At 71.7% G+C, this 14,367-nt stretch carries 16 protein-coding genes; 10 read left to right on the top strand and 6 right to left on the bottom strand.

Annotation, left to right across the window (positions count from 1 at the left end; translation table 11 throughout):
- Positions 1-35: 35 nt before the first annotated feature.
- The 4 genes from P5G59_RS18560 to P5G59_RS18575 form a co-directional block, all read right to left on the bottom strand.
- A complete protein-coding gene (locus P5G59_RS18560; RefSeq protein WP_301220505.1) occupies positions 36-2,138 on the bottom strand; it encodes an NPCBM/NEW2 domain-containing protein in 2,103 nt (700 codons plus the stop codon).
- A gap of 192 nt (positions 2,139-2,330) precedes the next feature.
- Positions 2,331-2,774 (bottom strand): MarR family winged helix-turn-helix transcriptional regulator, encoded by a 444-nt coding sequence (locus tag P5G59_RS18565; RefSeq protein ID WP_301220506.1) that lies wholly within the window; start codon positions 2,772-2,774, stop codon positions 2,331-2,333.
- Positions 2,771-2,980, bottom strand: coding sequence for a hypothetical protein (locus tag P5G59_RS18570; RefSeq protein WP_175335778.1), 210 nt, complete (start codon positions 2,978-2,980; stop codon positions 2,771-2,773). Before P5G59_RS18570 ends, P5G59_RS18565 begins: the two co-directional genes overlap by 4 nt.
- A gap of 79 nt (positions 2,981-3,059) precedes the next feature.
- On the bottom strand, positions 3,060-4,082 hold the full coding sequence (locus P5G59_RS18575; RefSeq protein ID WP_301220507.1) for a LacI family DNA-binding transcriptional regulator: 1,023 nt from the start codon (positions 4,080-4,082) through the stop codon (positions 3,060-3,062).
- Between the two features lie 156 nt (positions 4,083-4,238).
- On the opposite strand from P5G59_RS18575, the gene P5G59_RS18580 reads away from it, so the two are divergent.
- Genes P5G59_RS18580 through P5G59_RS18600 form a run of 5 tightly spaced genes read left to right on the top strand, consistent with a single transcriptional unit; the run spans position 4,239 to position 9,570 of the window.
- The gene (locus P5G59_RS18580; RefSeq protein ID WP_301220508.1) at positions 4,239-5,591 is read left to right on the top strand and encodes an ABC transporter substrate-binding protein; all 1,353 of its coding nucleotides are present in this window, start codon (positions 4,239-4,241) and stop codon (positions 5,589-5,591) included.
- A 2-nt stretch (positions 5,592-5,593) separates the two neighbouring features.
- Positions 5,594-6,601, top strand: a complete 1,008-nt coding sequence (locus tag P5G59_RS18585; RefSeq protein WP_301220509.1) for a carbohydrate ABC transporter permease — start codon at positions 5,594-5,596, stop codon at positions 6,599-6,601.
- A complete protein-coding gene (locus P5G59_RS18590) occupies positions 6,598-7,422 on the top strand; it encodes a carbohydrate ABC transporter permease (protein ID WP_301220510.1) in 825 nt (274 codons plus the stop codon). The genes P5G59_RS18585 and P5G59_RS18590 overlap by 4 nt, the downstream gene beginning before the upstream one ends.
- Positions 7,423-7,426: 4 nt before the next feature.
- On the top strand, positions 7,427-8,404 hold the full coding sequence (locus tag P5G59_RS18595; RefSeq protein ID WP_301220512.1) for a glycoside hydrolase family 68 protein: 978 nt from the start codon (positions 7,427-7,429) through the stop codon (positions 8,402-8,404).
- Positions 8,401-9,570 carry a serine hydrolase domain-containing protein gene (locus tag P5G59_RS18600; protein ID WP_301220513.1) on the top strand — a complete coding sequence of 390 codons (1,170 nt, stop codon included), beginning with the start codon at positions 8,401-8,403 and terminating at the stop codon, positions 9,568-9,570. The genes P5G59_RS18595 and P5G59_RS18600 overlap by 4 nt, the downstream gene beginning before the upstream one ends.
- A 71-nt stretch (positions 9,571-9,641) precedes the next feature.
- Here the strand turns inward: P5G59_RS18600 and P5G59_RS18605 are convergent, their stop codons facing one another.
- A complete protein-coding gene (locus P5G59_RS18605; RefSeq protein WP_301220514.1) occupies positions 9,642-11,294 on the bottom strand; it encodes a thiamine pyrophosphate-binding protein in 1,653 nt (550 codons plus the stop codon).
- A gap of 139 nt (positions 11,295-11,433) precedes the next feature.
- Here P5G59_RS18605 and P5G59_RS18610 point away from each other — a divergent pair, with 139 nt between their 5' ends.
- The 3 genes from P5G59_RS18610 to P5G59_RS18620 are packed head-to-tail and all read left to right on the top strand — an operon-like array spanning position 11,434 to position 12,596.
- Positions 11,434-11,886 (top strand): MSMEG_6728 family protein, encoded by a 453-nt coding sequence (locus P5G59_RS18610; protein WP_301220515.1) that lies wholly within the window; start codon positions 11,434-11,436, stop codon positions 11,884-11,886.
- Between the two features lie 16 nt (positions 11,887-11,902).
- Positions 11,903-12,241 (top strand): YciI family protein, encoded by a 339-nt coding sequence (locus P5G59_RS18615; RefSeq protein WP_301220516.1) that lies wholly within the window; start codon positions 11,903-11,905, stop codon positions 12,239-12,241.
- 25 nt (positions 12,242-12,266) lie between these two features.
- Complete coding sequence (locus tag P5G59_RS18620) at positions 12,267-12,596, top strand: hypothetical protein (protein ID WP_301220517.1); 330 nt, start codon at positions 12,267-12,269, stop codon at positions 12,594-12,596.
- An 18-nt stretch (positions 12,597-12,614) separates the two neighbouring features.
- Here P5G59_RS18620 and P5G59_RS18625 read toward each other — a convergent pair whose 3' ends face one another.
- Positions 12,615-13,118 (bottom strand): MarR family winged helix-turn-helix transcriptional regulator, encoded by a 504-nt coding sequence (locus P5G59_RS18625; protein WP_301220518.1) that lies wholly within the window; start codon positions 13,116-13,118, stop codon positions 12,615-12,617.
- Between the two features lie 97 nt (positions 13,119-13,215).
- Between P5G59_RS18625 and P5G59_RS18630 the strand changes: the two genes are divergently transcribed.
- Positions 13,216-14,151: an NADP-dependent oxidoreductase gene (locus tag P5G59_RS18630; RefSeq protein ID WP_301220519.1), complete on the top strand. Its 936-nt coding sequence runs from the start codon at positions 13,216-13,218 to the stop codon at positions 14,149-14,151.
- Between the two features lie 86 nt (positions 14,152-14,237).
- The gene (locus tag P5G59_RS18635) at positions 14,238-14,366 is read left to right on the top strand and encodes a hypothetical protein (protein WP_301220520.1); all 129 of its coding nucleotides are present in this window, start codon (positions 14,238-14,240) and stop codon (positions 14,364-14,366) included.
- The last annotated feature ends 1 nt before the right edge of the window (position 14,367 follow it).

Consider the following 14,367-nt stretch of genomic DNA (forward strand, 5'->3'; position numbering starts at 1 on the left):
AGGTCGGTCCTCACGCCCCGGCTCCGATCATCCGATCAGTTGCAGCTGATCAGCGGCGCCGCCCAGTCGGCGCGGTCGTTGTAGCCGCCGTCGCCGGCATCGCCGACGTGCAGCACCAGCTCCCGGGCGCCGGTCAGGTCCACGTCGAACGAGACGGCGGTGCCACGGGAGACCGTACCGCTCTCCCACACGGTCCTGCCGTCGGCGACCAGGGAGAAGGTAGCCGTACCGCCCTCCGGGCCGACGTTGTTCACGACGTCGTCGATCCCGGCGGCTCCGGTCAGCCGCGTGCAGACGCCGCCGACGTAGTAGCGGATGTCGGACGGGCTCGCCACGCCGAGACCGGTCGAGTACGTGGCGCCGGCGACCCGGATCGGGTTGCCGCCGCCGACGCTCTGATCGATCGCCGGCGTCATCCATCCGCTGCTGGCCGAGACCCACGGCTGGTGCGACAGCGGCTGGTCGGGACCCGACGGGGGAGCGGGCGCGATCGTCACCGTCGCGGGCGGCGAGGCGACCGTGACCTGTCCCCGGATGCCGGTGAACCGGACCGAGGCTCCGATGGCCGACGGCCCGGTGACCGCAGCGGCGGGGATCGTCACCGCGAAGGCTGCCGTAGCCGTCCGCCCCGGAAGGAGCAGCGCGGGCTGCGAGCCGGTGGCCTTCGCCGTCCAGCCGTCCGGGACGCTCAGCGTGGTCTTCGGCGCGACGACCGGCGTGGTGCCGTCGTTGCGCAGGGTGACGCGCACATCCAGCGTCGAGCCTGCGCTCGCCAGCAGGTCGCCGGTCGGCGCGATCGCGCTGCCGTTCACGGCGGTGACGGTCGGGGCGGCGACGAGGACACGGGGGCTCTGCGGGGCGCCGGTGCTCTTCGACACGACGAGCACCGAGACACCGTGGGCGGGAACCTGGGAGCGGATGGCGTCCTTGCTCTCTGTCACAGCGTGCGTCCACGCGTCCTTGATCGCGACGCGAGTGGCCTTGAGACCGATGGCGGAGGCCGTCGTCGCGATCTCGGCCGGGACGTCGCCGCGGTTGACCAGCGCCACGGCAGTGGAGCCGTCCGCGAGGGGCTTCGTCCACGTCTCGGTCGTTCCGGCGGATCCGACCCGAACGGCCTGCTTGCCGAGCGGATCGCGATCGATGGCGAGGAGGTCCGGGTTGGTCAGGGCCGCGATCGTCGCCTGGCTGAAGGTGCGCGGATCACTGCCGACCACGAGTGGGGCGGCCGACATCGACCACAGCGCCATCTGTGACCGGAACTCCTCGTCCGTCATGCCCAGCTGGGGTCCGAGGTAGTCGGGGTCGTTCCAGTGGCCGGGACCGGCGGCCTCGGGGTGGCGCGCGTTGGCGTCGAAGTTCCGCAGCACGTCCGTGTACTTGATCGAGTTCACGAAGCCGACGTCCGTGTACGTGCGCCAGGACTGCGCGATCGCCGGGGCGTAGCTCCATGTGTTCGTCGACTGCTGCGACTCGGGGTAGTTCCCCCAGTCGGGCGAGGTCACCGGGTTGCAGAGGTTGAAGATGATCGGCCGGCCGCTGCTGTTGTGCCGCAGCGCGTCGGCGAACTGCGTGTAGACCGTCTTCGGGTCGAGGTTCGCCGCGATGCCGCACAGGAAGTCGACCTTCACCGCGTCGTAACCCCACGCGGCGAAGGTGTCGGCGTCGGTCTGGTAGTGCCCGTAGCTGCCCAGACCGCACGATCCGGGGATGTACGGGCCGGCGTCGGTGTAGATGCCCGCCTTGAGACCCTTGGCGTGGATGGCGGCGGCAAGCGCGGCCATCCCGTCGGGGAAGCGCGCGGGGTCGCCCTGGAGCAGGCCGTCCGCGCCGCGGGGCGTGGACGACTGCCAGCCGCCGTCGAGCCACACGATGTCGTAGCCCGCCTTTGCGAGGCCGCTCGACTTCAGGTGGTCGGCCACGTCGAGCACCTGGGCGGCGGTGTAGTCGCCGCCGAGACCGAAGTACGTGTTCCAGCCGGCGTACGGCGTTGCGCTCAGCACGTCCTGCGACGGCGTGGCGGCCTTCGCGGGTGCGGCGGTGTCCGGTGCGGCGGACGCCGGCAAGGCCGACGCCGTCACCGCGGTGAGGCCGAGCAGCGCCGCGGCGCCGAGCCCCAGTAGGCGTTTGGTGAACATCCAAGCTCCTGACTTCTTCGTCACCCGGCGCTCGCCGGGACTCACCCATGACACCGTGCGGCGAACGGGGCTGGAAGGCAGGGGACGACGGAATACCTGGACACATCCACGATCGGGCGCGACTGCTGCGCCGCGTCGCAACTGCGGGTGCTCGCGCACCCGCAGACGTTCCGGGAGGGCGCAGTCGCGCGGTCAGTCGGCCGGGCGGGCCGCCGCGATCAGCTTCGTCATCGTGGCGTGCAGCTCGCGCAGTTCGTCCGCGTCCATCCCGAGGCGCTGCATCATCGTGCCGGGGATGGTCTCGGCGTACGACCGCAGCTCGCGGCCCGACTCGGTGAGGGCGACCTCGAGCACGCGCTCGTCGCGCGAGGAGCGCTCGCGCGTGACGTAGCCCAGCGCCTCCAGGCGCTTGAGCAGCGGGGATACGGTGGCGGGCTCCAGGGCGAGCAGCTCGGAGAGCCGCCGGACGGAGAGCGCGCCGTGCTCCCAGAGTGCGAGCATGACCAGGTACTGCGGATGCGTCAGCCCGACGGGCTCCAGCACCGGCCGGTAGGCCGAGATCACCGAGCGCGCAGCCACCGAGAGGGCGAAGCACACCTGGCTCTCGAGCGCCAGCGGGTTGGCCGTCGTCGTCACGGGCAGTGGATGCGTGTGGACGTGCGCGAGTCCTCGAAGCGCTCGATGCGGTGCTGGTCGAGCGGCTTCCCGCACAGCGGGCAGGCGGCGTCGGTGCGGCGGACGTCCGGCTCCTCCGGGTGCCCCGCGCCCAGCTGCGCCGGGCCGGTGAAGGTGCGGACGACGTCGTTGGCGCGTTCGTAGAAGCGCCACATGCGGCCTGCCATGATGATCCTCTCCACGATTCATTCGTGTACGAATCATTATTGCACTAATTGTCTCCAGTCGTCCACGCACGGGATCCGCTCAGTCCACCGGCCGCACCGAGTCGCGCGTGATGACCGGCATCGGGATGAGCGTCTCGCCGGCGGGCTCCGGCTGCAGGATGAGCTCCACCGCGCGCGAGCCCATCGCCTCGTGCGGAAGTGCGACGGTCGTCAGTCCCGGCCGCAGGTAGGCGGCCAGCTCGTCGTTGTCGAACGAGACGATCGACAGGTCCTCGGGGATGCGCACGCCCGCCTCGCTCGCCGCCTGGTAGGCGCCGAAGGCGAGCCGGTCGTTCATCGCGACGATCGCCTTAGGTGGGTTCTTCTGCCGCAGCAGGCGCTTCGTCGCCTGGTAGCCCTCGTCGGGCTCCCACAGCCACACGGAGGTCTCCGACACGAAGTCGAGCCCCAGCTCCGCCATCGTGTCCCGGATCCCGGCAACGCGCTGGGCCACGGTCGCCGACCGGAACAGCCCCTTCTCCTTGGCGTCGCTCTGGCCGAGCAGGGCGATGCCCTCGCGGAAGCCCGCGTCGGTGAGCACGTGCACGGCCGCGCGGCCGCCGCCGTACTCGTCGGGGAGCACCGCGTGCGGGAAGCGCGCGTTGGTCGCGTTCAGCATGACCACCGGCGTCTCGATCCGGATCTCGGGCAGGAACAGCTCCCGGGCGCGCATGGTCGCGAACACGATGCCGTCGACCTGGCGGTCGAGGGCCGCGCCGATCGCCTCCGTCTCGCGCTTCGGGTCGCCGCCGGTCTCGAGCACCATCATGACGTGGCCGGCGGCCTCTGCCGCGGTCAGCGCCCCCTTGATGAGGCCCGAGGCGAATCGGGTGGTGGCGACGACGTCGGAGACGAAGGCGAAGGTGTGGGTCTTGTCGGTCTTGAGCCCGCGGGCCGCGACGTTCGGCCGGTAGCCGAGCTCGGCGGCGGCGGCGTGGACGCGGTCGTGCGCGTCCTGGGAGAGTCGCGTGTCGGGCCGCCCGTTCAGGATCATGGACGCGGCGGAGACGGACAGGCCCGCCTTCCTGGCCACGTCGGCCAGGGTCACGCGCTTGCTCAACATCGAGTCGTCCTCCTCCTTGCGGGATCGTATCCCGCTCCCCCCATCGGTCGCGGCGGCCAGTTGACAATCGGCGCGGCGTAACTCAGTATAGGGCCTGCTGAAAGCATTTAGCACCGGGATCGCACCGAGTCCCGGACCTCGACGAAGGAGTCCTGCATGTCCACACCGACGCGCGTGAGGCGGGTGCGCGGCACTGCCGCCGCCGGCATCATCGTCTCGCTCACCGCACTGGCCCTCGCCGGCTGCGCACCCGGATCCTCCACCGGCGGCGCCACCACGGCGACCGACGTCAGCACCACGCTCACCAAGGACAAGGTGCAGCTGACGATCGCCGACGAGACCGGCTTCCCGCTGACGGACGACCTCACCAAGGAGTTCACCAAGCAGCACCCGAACATCACGTTCAAGATCACCCGCGACACCTTCCAGAACCTGACCGCCAACGCGCCGAAGCTGCTGGCGAGCTCCACCCCGCCCGACCTCATCCGCCTGCCGACCCTCGGCGACACGGTGAAGGACGGCCTGGTCGCCAACCTCGACCCGTTCTTCAAGGCCTACGGATGGGACAAGTGGTCGCCCGCGCAGCTCGCGCCGCTGCGGATGACCAAGGACGGCGTCCGCGGCAGCGGCTCGCTCTACCAGCTGGGCCTCGGCTACAGCGTCACCGGCATCTTCATGAACACCAAGCTGGCGCAGCAGGCGGGCATCAGCGCGCCGCCGGAGACGCTCGCCGAGCTCGAGGACGACTTCGCCAAGGCGAAGGCGGCCGGGATCGCCCCGCTGGTCGAGGGCGACAAGGACGGCGTCGTGAACTTCACGGTCCAGGCGGCGATGAACCAGTACGCCGACAAACAGCAGTTCCTCGACTGGATGTTCAACAAGCCGGGCGCGACCTACAACACGCCGGGCAACGTCAAGGGTGCGGAGCTGATCCGCAAGTGGGCGGACGCCGGCTACTTCCCGTCCGATATCAACGCCCTCGACTACTTCACCTTCGTGAGCCGGTTCCAGGACGGCGGCGGTGTCTTCACCTTCAACGGCAACTGGGAGGCCGCGAACTACGCGAAGAAGCTCGGCAAGGACGTCACGTTCTTCCTCGTGCCCCCGGCGAAGAAGGGCGGCGACCACGTCGCGATGGGTGCCGCGAACTCCTTCTCGGCCGCGGCCAAGTCGAAGCACCTGAACGAGGTGGCGTACTTCCTCAACTGGGTGCACACAAACGACAAGGCGCGCCAGATCGTCGTCGACGTGACCGGCGCCGCCCCCGGCGGCGACCCGTCGCAGGCGCAGCCGAAGGTCGAGAAGGGCTCCATCACCGAGCAGGTCCTGGCGGCCGCGGCGCAGATCGCGAAGGAGGATGGTCAGGTCGACTTCATGGCGAACACGACGGCGGGCATCTACGCCGGCGCGATCATCCCGGAGTCGCAGCTGCTCGTCACGAGCAAGATCAGCGGCCAGGAGTTCGTGGACAAGGTCCAGGCCTTCTACGAGCAGGAAGTGAAGAAGTAACGATGACCTCGACGCGGCCCCGCACGGGCGACGACACGATCCGCCCCACCCCGTCGGCGCGACGGGCGGCTCGCGACCTCGCGCGCGGGGCCGCGTCGAGCAGCACCGCCGGCCGGCCGGCGCCCCGGAAGCGGGGCGCCCCCGGCCGGGCCGGGAGGATCGGCTGGCTGCTGGTCGCCCCCGCCCTGTTCTTCTACGCGGCCTTCGTGCTGTGGCCGCTCATCCAGGGCGTGCAGTTCTCGTTCTACGACTGGAACGGGATCGGCGCCTCCACCTGGGTCGGGTTCGCCAACTACCTGACGGTGTTCACCGACCCCGACCTGCTCGGGGCGATCCGCAACGCGTTCGTCCTGATCGCGTTCTTCACCGTCATCCCGGTGACCGCCGGTCTCGTCCTGGCGACGCTCATCCGCTCCATCCGCGCCGGATTCTTCTCCAGCTTCTCGCAGACGGTGCTCTTCCTCCCGCAGATCATCCCGCTCGCCGCGGCCGGCATCGCCTGGTCGTGGATGTACGCCCAGACCGGCGCGGTCAACCAGATCCTCGGCTGGGTCGGCCTCGGCGGCCTCGCCCGGCCGTGGCTCGGCGACTACCAAACCGCGCTCCCCGCGGTCGGCCTGATCGGCTCGTGGACGCTGACGGGCCTCTGCACCGTGCTGCTGCTCACCGGCATCGGCAAGATCGACACCTCTCTGTACGAGGCCGCCCGCCTCGACGGCGCCGGGTGGTGGCGGGAGTTCTTCACCATCACCATCCCGGGGCTCCGGCAGGAGCTGGCGGTGCTCATCACCATCACGATCATCGCCGCCCTCAGCAGCTTCGACATCATCTACACGACGACCCTCGGCGGCCCGGGCCGCGCGACGCTCGTGCCCGGCATCTCGATCTACCGGATCGGCTTCACCCAGAGCGAGGTCGGGCTCGCGTCCGCCTTCGGCATCGTGCTGATGATCCTCGTCCTCGCCGTCGTCCTCCCCATCCAGCGTCTCTCGAAAGTCGGTGACAAATGATCGTCAACCCGATCGAGAAGTGGACGGGCCGCGTCCTGCTCGTCCTCGTGCTCGTCCTCACCGTCATCCCGCTGCTGAACATGGTCTCGGCCGCGCTGCAGCCGGCGGACGTCAACCCGACCGGCCTCGCCTGGCCGACGAACCCGCAGTGGGGCAACTTCGTCGAGGCGTTCAACACCGGCCACGTCTGGGAGCTGCTCGGCTCGAGCCTGCTGATCGTGCTCGGCGTCGTGCCGGTCAGCCTGGTGATCGCCGGGCTCGCCGGCTACGCGCTCGGCGCCCTCCGCATGAAGGGGTCGCAGGCGGTGCTCGTGCTGTTCGTGCTCGGGCTCACCATCCCGTTCGAGGCGCTGATCATCCCGCTCTACTACGAGATGCAGTCGCTGAACGTCCTGAACACCCAGTGGGCCATCATCCTGCCGCTGATCGGGCTGTTCATGCCGTTCAGCGTGTTCTGGATGCGCGCGCACTTCGTCGGCGTGCCGGCGGAGCTCTCCGAGGCGGCGCGGGTGGACGGTGCGGGGATGTGGCAGGAGCTCCGCCACATCCACCTGCCGCTGGCGCGCCCGGCGCTGTCGGCGCTCGCCATCCTGCTGTTCCTCTGGACCTGGAACCAGTTCCTGCTGCCCGTCGTGCTCATCGCCGACCCGCTGCAGCGCACGGTGGCGGGCGCTCTGACGTTCTTTCAGGGGCAGTACAGCCTCAGCATCCCGCTGCTGAACGCGGGTGCGCTCATCATCATCCTGCCGACGATCCTGATCTTCGTGATCTTCCAGCGCCAGTTCATCAAGGCGCTGATCCAGGGCGCGGTCAAGGGCTGACGGGATGGGCTTCAGCAAGGACGGTCACTGGGTCTGGGATTTCTGGGTCGCCGACGACGGCGAGCTCTTCCACCTCTACTATCTGCACGCGCCCGCGTCGCTCGGCGACCCGGACCTGCGGCACCGCAACGCCCGGATCGGGCACGCCACCTCGCGCGACCTGACGGAGTGGGAGGACCACGGCGTGGTGCTCCGACCGGGCGGGCCGGCCGACCTCGACGCCTCCGCGACCTGGACCGGCAGCGTCGTGCGGGGCGACGACGGCGTGTGGCGGATGTTCTACACCGGCTCCGCGTTCCTCTCGCCTGCCGAGATCACGAACATCGAGACGATCGGCGTGGCCCGCTCGGAGGACCTGTTCGCCTGGACGAAGGACGCGGCACTGCGGCTGCAGGCGGACCCGCGCTGGTACGAAGTGCTGCCCGACCGCACCTGGCACGAGGAGGCGTGGCGCGATCCGTGGGTCTTCCCCGACCCGGAGGGCGACGGCTGGCACATGCTCATCACGGCGCGCTCCCGCGACGGCCGGTCGCGTCGGGACCGCGGGGTCGTCGGGCACGCGACCTCCGCCGATCTCGAGCAGTGGACGGTGCAGCCGCCGCTGACCGCGCCCGGCACCGGGTTCGCGCACCTGGAGGTGCCGCAGACGGTCACGCTCGGCGGTCGCGCGTGGCTGCTGTTCTCCTGCGACGCGGCGCACCTCGCCGGCGACCGGGAGGGCGGGACCGGCGGCGTGTGGATCGCGCCCGCCGCATCCACGACCGGCGGCTACGATCTGGAGGCGGCGGAGCTGCTCGTCGACGAGCGCTTCTACGCCGGCCGGGTCGTGCACGGCCGCGACGGGCTTCCGCGCCTGCTCGCGTTCGAGAACACCGGCGACGGCACCGGCTTCGGGGGCCGCCTCGGCGACCCGATCGACCTGGACGTCGGGGGCGAGCGACCGCGCCTCGCCGACGCAGAACTGCAGAAGGAGAACTCATGACGACGGAGCTGGACGGGACGGCGATCCACGGGACGGCGGAGCCCGGATTCGAGGAGGTCGCCGAGGCGTTCGCCGACGCGTTCGCCGGGCGCCCCACGATGGGCGCCGGGCTCGCGGTGCGGGTCGACGGCCGACCCGTCGTCCGGCTCTGGGGCGGCCTGAAGGACGAGCGCGACGGGCAGCCGTGGACGGAGGACACGGCCTCCGTCGTCTTCTCGTGCACCAAGGGCGTCATGTCGGTGCTGGTCGCGCGTCTGGTGCAGGACGGCCTGCTCGACTACGACGCGCCCGTCGCCCGCTACTGGCCGGAGTTCGCCGCGGCGGGCAAGGAGGACGTCACAGTGGCGCAGCTGGTCTCCCACCGCGCGGGCCTCTCCGCCCTGCGTCGCCGGCTGACCCTCGACGAGGCGCTGGACTGGTCCGTCGTCACGGCGGAGCTCGCCGCGCAGGAGCCGCTGTGGGAGCCGGGGACCGGTTACGCGTACCACGCGCTCACGCACGGCTGGCTGACCGGGGAGCTGGTCCGCCGCGCCACGGGGCTCATGCCGGGGGAGTACCTGGCGCAGCTCGCCGCGCCCTGGTCCGACTCCCTCTGGGTCGGCCTGCCCGCCGACCGCGAGCAGCGGGTGGCCCACCTGCAGGCGTCGGAGAGCCAGCTCGAGGCCGGTCGCGACCTGGAGCGGGCGGAGTCGCCGTGGACGGCCCTCGCCATGACCCTCGGCGGCGCCTTCCCGCCGCACCTGGTGACGCCGGACGGCGGGTTCAACGACCCGCGGGTGCACGCGGCGCAGATCCCGGGAGCCGGGGGCATCGCGACCGCCGATGCGCTCGCCGCCCTGTGGTCGTCGACGGTGGCGGAGACGGACGGCGTCCGCCTGCTCGACGACGCTGTGCTCGACCGCGCTCTCGTGCCGGAGAGCGGCGGTGAGCCGGTCTTCCCGACGCCCGGCCCGTGGCCGCGCTGGGGGCGCGGCTTCCAGCTCGACTCGGAGGCGCGCCGCTACCTCGGCGAGCACAGCCTCGGGCACGACGGCGCCGGCGGCCAGGTCGCCTTCGCCGACCGCGCCGCCCGTCTCGGCTTCGCCTTCGTGACCAACTGGATGGAGGCGGGCGCCGACGACCGCGCCACGCGCATCGTGGACGCCGTCCGCCGCGCGACCTCCTGACCGCCGCGATTCGTGACGAATCGCGTCCGTTCGTCACGAATCGCCGCGATTCGTCACGAATCGGCGTGGCGCTACGAGTTCACGCGGATGATCTCCTCCTGGTACGGCGCGACGACGGCGCCGGAGATGCGCAGGTCGAGCACCAGGAACGGGCGCTCGGCGGCCGGCCGGGCGGTCCACTCGCGCAGGGCGTCGAGGTCTTCGGGGGTGCGCACCACGACGCCCTCCGCGCCCGCCGCGCGGCCGAGGGCGGCGAAGTCGACCTCGGGGATGCGCATCGGCTCCTGTGCAAGGCCCTTCAGCCCGTACAGGTTGACCTCGGCGCCGTACGCTGCGTCGTTCCACACCACCGCGAGCCCGCGGCCGCCGGCGACGCGCACGGCCGACTCCAAATCCGAGAGCGCCATCAGGCCGCCCCCGTCGCCGGTGGTGAGCACGATGGTGGACTCCGGATGCGCGAGCGCGGCACCGGCGACGCTCGGCCAGCCCAGCCCGATCGACTGGTAGGCGGTGCCGACCATGATCATGCGGTCCGGCGAGGCGACCGGCCAGTACATGTTCGCCCAGCCGATGAAGTGACCGCCGTCGGACACGACCACACGGTCCGAGGGCAGCAGCTCGGCCAGGCGGGCGGCCGCCGTGCGCGGGTCGAGGCGGCCGTCCGGCGCGAGACCGTCGCCGGTGTGGTGGGCTCGGGCGGCGTCGACGCCCACCGACTCCCGCCAGCCCGACGGTGCCGCGCCGATCGCGCGCACCCGCTCGAGCAGCGCCTCCGAGACCAGCCGCGCGTCGCCGCGCAGGTAGGCGCCGACGTGCGGGTGGGAGGCGGCGGGCGCCACATCCACCTGGATCACCGTCGTGCCCGGTGCGAACAGGGAGCCGAACCGCATCGTGAACTGGTTGAGGGACGCGCCGACGACGAGTGCGACGTCGGCCGAACGGATGAGCTCCATCGCGCCCTCGGCTCCGAAGCCGCCGGTGACTCCGAGGTCGTAGCGCGCATCCGGGAACACGCCGCGGCCGAGCGCGGTCGATGCGGTCAGGGCGCCGGTCGCGTCGGCGAGGGCGCCGAGTGCCGCGCCGGCGCCGGAGAGCCAGGCGCCCCGTCCGGCCACGAGCACGGGGCGCTGCGCGGCGGCCAGGGCGGCGGCCGCGGCGTCGACCGCGGCCTCGGCGAACGGGCCCGCCGGTGCGAGCGGCGACGGCAGCACGGGCTCAGGCGCCTGCGGCACCGGCCCTGCCTCGCGGGTCGCGACGTCGTAGGGGATGGCGATGACCGTCGGCACCCGGTAGGTGAGTGCGTGCTCGACGGCGATGGCGGTGGTCGCTGCGGCGTCCGCGCGACCGACCGTATAGGTGCGCGCGCCGACGGCGGCGGCCAGCGAGATCTGGTCCACGTCCCACGGCCGCGGCCCCGAGGTCGGCTCGTCGCCCACCACGAGGATGAGCGGGATGTGCGCCTGCACCGCCTCCGCCAGCGCGGTCAGCGTGTTCGTGAACCCGGCGCCGTACGTCGCGGTCGCGGCCGCCAGCCGTCCGGACGCACGGTAGTACGCGTCCGCCGCGACGACGGCGCCGCCCTCGTGCCGCATGGCGCAGTACGCGACGCCGCTCTGCCGCTCGAGCGCATCCAGGAAGTAGGCGTTGCCGTTCCCCATCACGCCGAAGACGTGGCTGACGTGGGAGGACAGGGTGGCGGCGACGTGGGCGGAGACGGAGGGCATGGCGAACACCTTTCGAGACAGACGGAGGGGACGGGTTCCGTATGTGTCTCGCGCGCCGTCTCGGTGGCTTCGTGCCCATTTTTCGAGCACCGGCGGTCGTCCGCCGGACGGGACAATGCTACCGGCGTACGGTGTGGGCGTGCAGACCTTCCTGCCCTATCCGTCCTTCGCGGAGAGCGTGCGCTCGCTCGACCGCGCCCGGATGGGCAAGCAGCGCGTCGAGGCGCTGCAGGTGCTGCGCGCCATCACGGTCGAGGGGTACGGCTGGCGGCACCACCCGGCGGCGAAGATGTGGCGCGGCTACCTGCCCGCGCTGACCAAGTACGCGCTGGAGTCCGCCGACGCCTGGATCGAGCTCGGGCACGCCGACACGGTCCGCCCGCAGGTACTGGCTTTCGCGCCGGAGGTGGCGGACCTGGCGCAGGACGACCTCGAGCTGCCACCCTGGGTCGGCGACGCGGACTTCCATCGGAGCCACCAGTCGAACCTGGTGCGCAAGGACCCGGAGTTCTACCGGCCGCTGTTCCCGGACGTGCCGGACGACCTCCCGTACATCTGGCCGGCCCCGAGCCGCGACACCCCCATGCAGTGAGCACTGAGGAGAAGCGATGACGAAGTACGCGATCTGGTTCCCGAGCGAGGCGATGCAGCTGACGCCGGAGGAGATGCCGCAGGTGGTGACCGACTCGCACGCCGCCGTGCAGGAGATGAAGGACGCCGGGGTCCTCGTCTTCGCGGGCGGCATCGACGAGAGCGTCGCGCCGGTGCTGGTCGACCGTGACGGTTCCACGACTCCCGGCGGGTTCGGTGGCCGCGTGCTGGACGGCGGTCTCACCGTGGTCGATGTGCCGACGCAGGAGGACGCCCTGTGCTGGGCCGCCCGCCTCGCGCAGGCCTGCCGTTGCCCGCAGGAGGTGCGAGCCTACGGCGACGACCCCGACGCCTGACGCGCTCGGCGGCTAGGTTCGAGGGGTGGAGAGTCCCCGTTTCTGCCCCAGCCGCCGCGGTGGTCGCCGCTGCGAGCGGCCGCTGGGCCATCCCGGGCTGCACCGCCGGCAGGGCCTGCTCTGGTCGGATGTCGAGGCCGACCCGCCGCGCTGCCCGGGCTCCGGCGAGCCGGGAGAGCCGGCCGCGACGCTCGATGACGGCTTCCCTGGCGGCCGTGCGCTGTGTCCGCACTGCCTCCGCTTCGTCGCGCTCGACTCCGACGGCCGGCTCGTCGAGCACGACACGACGGACCCGGGTGAGACGGACGAGGAGCGCGCCGGCTCCCGCGAATGGTTCAACACCCACGGCTGGTGACCGCGGCGCCGGGAGGGCTCAGGAGGACGAGCGGCGGCGGCGCGGCGCGGCCGACCTCGGCGGGTTCGAGCGCATGTGGTCGCGCACGAGGCCGAGCACGCGGTCGAGCTCGGCCACGTCGTCCGGCGTGAGCGGCGCGAGCAGCAGCTCCCGGAGCACCGCGATGTGGCCGGGGAAGACCGCGGCCAGCACGTCCCGCCCGGCATCGGTGATCGTCACCGTGACGCTGCGCTCGTCGTCCCGGCCGGGCGCCCGCGTCACCAGACCCCGCTGCTCGAGCACCTGTGCCTGGTAGGTGAGCCCGCTGCGGCTGTAGACGACGCCGTCCGCCAGGTCGGTCATCCGCTGGCTTCCCTCCGGCGCCTCGCCGAGCCGGGCGAGCAGCTGGAACTGCACGTAGCTGAGCTCGCCGGCCTCGCGCAGCTGCTGCTCGACCGTGTGCTTGAGCAGGCTGCTCACCTCGATCAGGGAGAAGTAGGCGCTCAGCTCTGCGGGGTCGAGAGCGGGTCGTTCGTCGGACATGTCGACATTCTACTTGCTTCGAACTCGAAGCAGTGTTATCGTCCTTCTCAGATGCTTCGAATTCGAAGCACACAGTCTCGAGAGAAGGAAGTCAGCCATGAAGGCAGTACGGTTCCACGAGCACGGGGGTCCCGAGGTGCTGCGGTACGAAGACATCGAGCAGCCGGCCGCCGGTCCGGGTCAGGTGCTCCTCCGCGTCGCCGGCGTCGCGTTCAACGCGGCCGACGGCGGCATCCGGGAGGGGCGCCTCCCCATCCCGGTCGCCCTCCCGCACACCCCCGGCTACGACGTGTCGGGCACGGTCGCCGCGCTCGGCGACGGCGTCGACGGGCTCGCCGCCGGGGAGGCCGTGATCGGGTTCCTCCCGATGACCGACGACGGCGCGGCCGCCGAGTACGTGCTCGCACCCGCCGAAGCCCTGGTCGCGGCCCCGGCGAGCATCCCGCTGGAGGACGCGGCGGATCTGCCGTCGGTCGCCCTGACCGCCTGGCAGGCGCTGTTCGACGACGCCGGGCTCGGCGAGGGCCAGCGCGTGCTGATCGTCGGCGCGGGCGGACCGGTCGGCGGCTACGCCGTCCAGCTCGCCGCGCGGGCGGGTGCGCACGTGATCGCGACGGCCAGCCCGCGCAGCCGTGACAGCGTCGCGGCGTCCGGAGCGGACGAGGTCGTCGACCACACGACCACCTCGCTCCTCGAGGCCGTGACCGAGCCGGTCGACGTGCTGCTCAACCTCGCACCGCTCGACCCCGACGAGTTCGCCGGCCTGCTGCCGCTCGTCGCGGACGGCGGCGTGGTGGTGAGCACCACGGCCTGGATGCCCGCCCCCTCCGACGAGGAGCGCGGCGTGCGCGGCATCGTGGTGTTCGTCCGAAGCGACGCCGCCCAGCTGGCCGAGCTGGTCTCCCGCGTCGACCGCGGCGAGCTGCGCGTGGAGATCGCCCGTCGGGTTCCGCTGAGCGAGCTCCCCGCCATCCACGCCGAGTCGGCGGCCGGCACCCTGCGCGGGAAGGTCGTGGCCCTCCCTGGCGCGTGACCGCTTGTACCTCGCGTCGCGAAGCGGCCCCGGAATGTACACGCTGTACATCCCGGGGCCGCGCGCGTGCGGCCTAGCATTCCGGCATGAGCGTGGACATCGATGTCGACCAGGAGCGGGTGATCGTCCCCCGCGACACCGCTCGCAGCCCGTTGTGGACGGCGCCCGTGTGGCTCTCCGACGGGCTCGATTCCGTCATCCTCGGCTACGACTGAG

Origin of the sequence: Leifsonia virtsii, assembly GCF_030433675.1 — a bacterium.
Lineage (GTDB): Bacteria > Actinomycetota > Actinomycetes > Actinomycetales > Microbacteriaceae > Leifsonia > Leifsonia virtsii.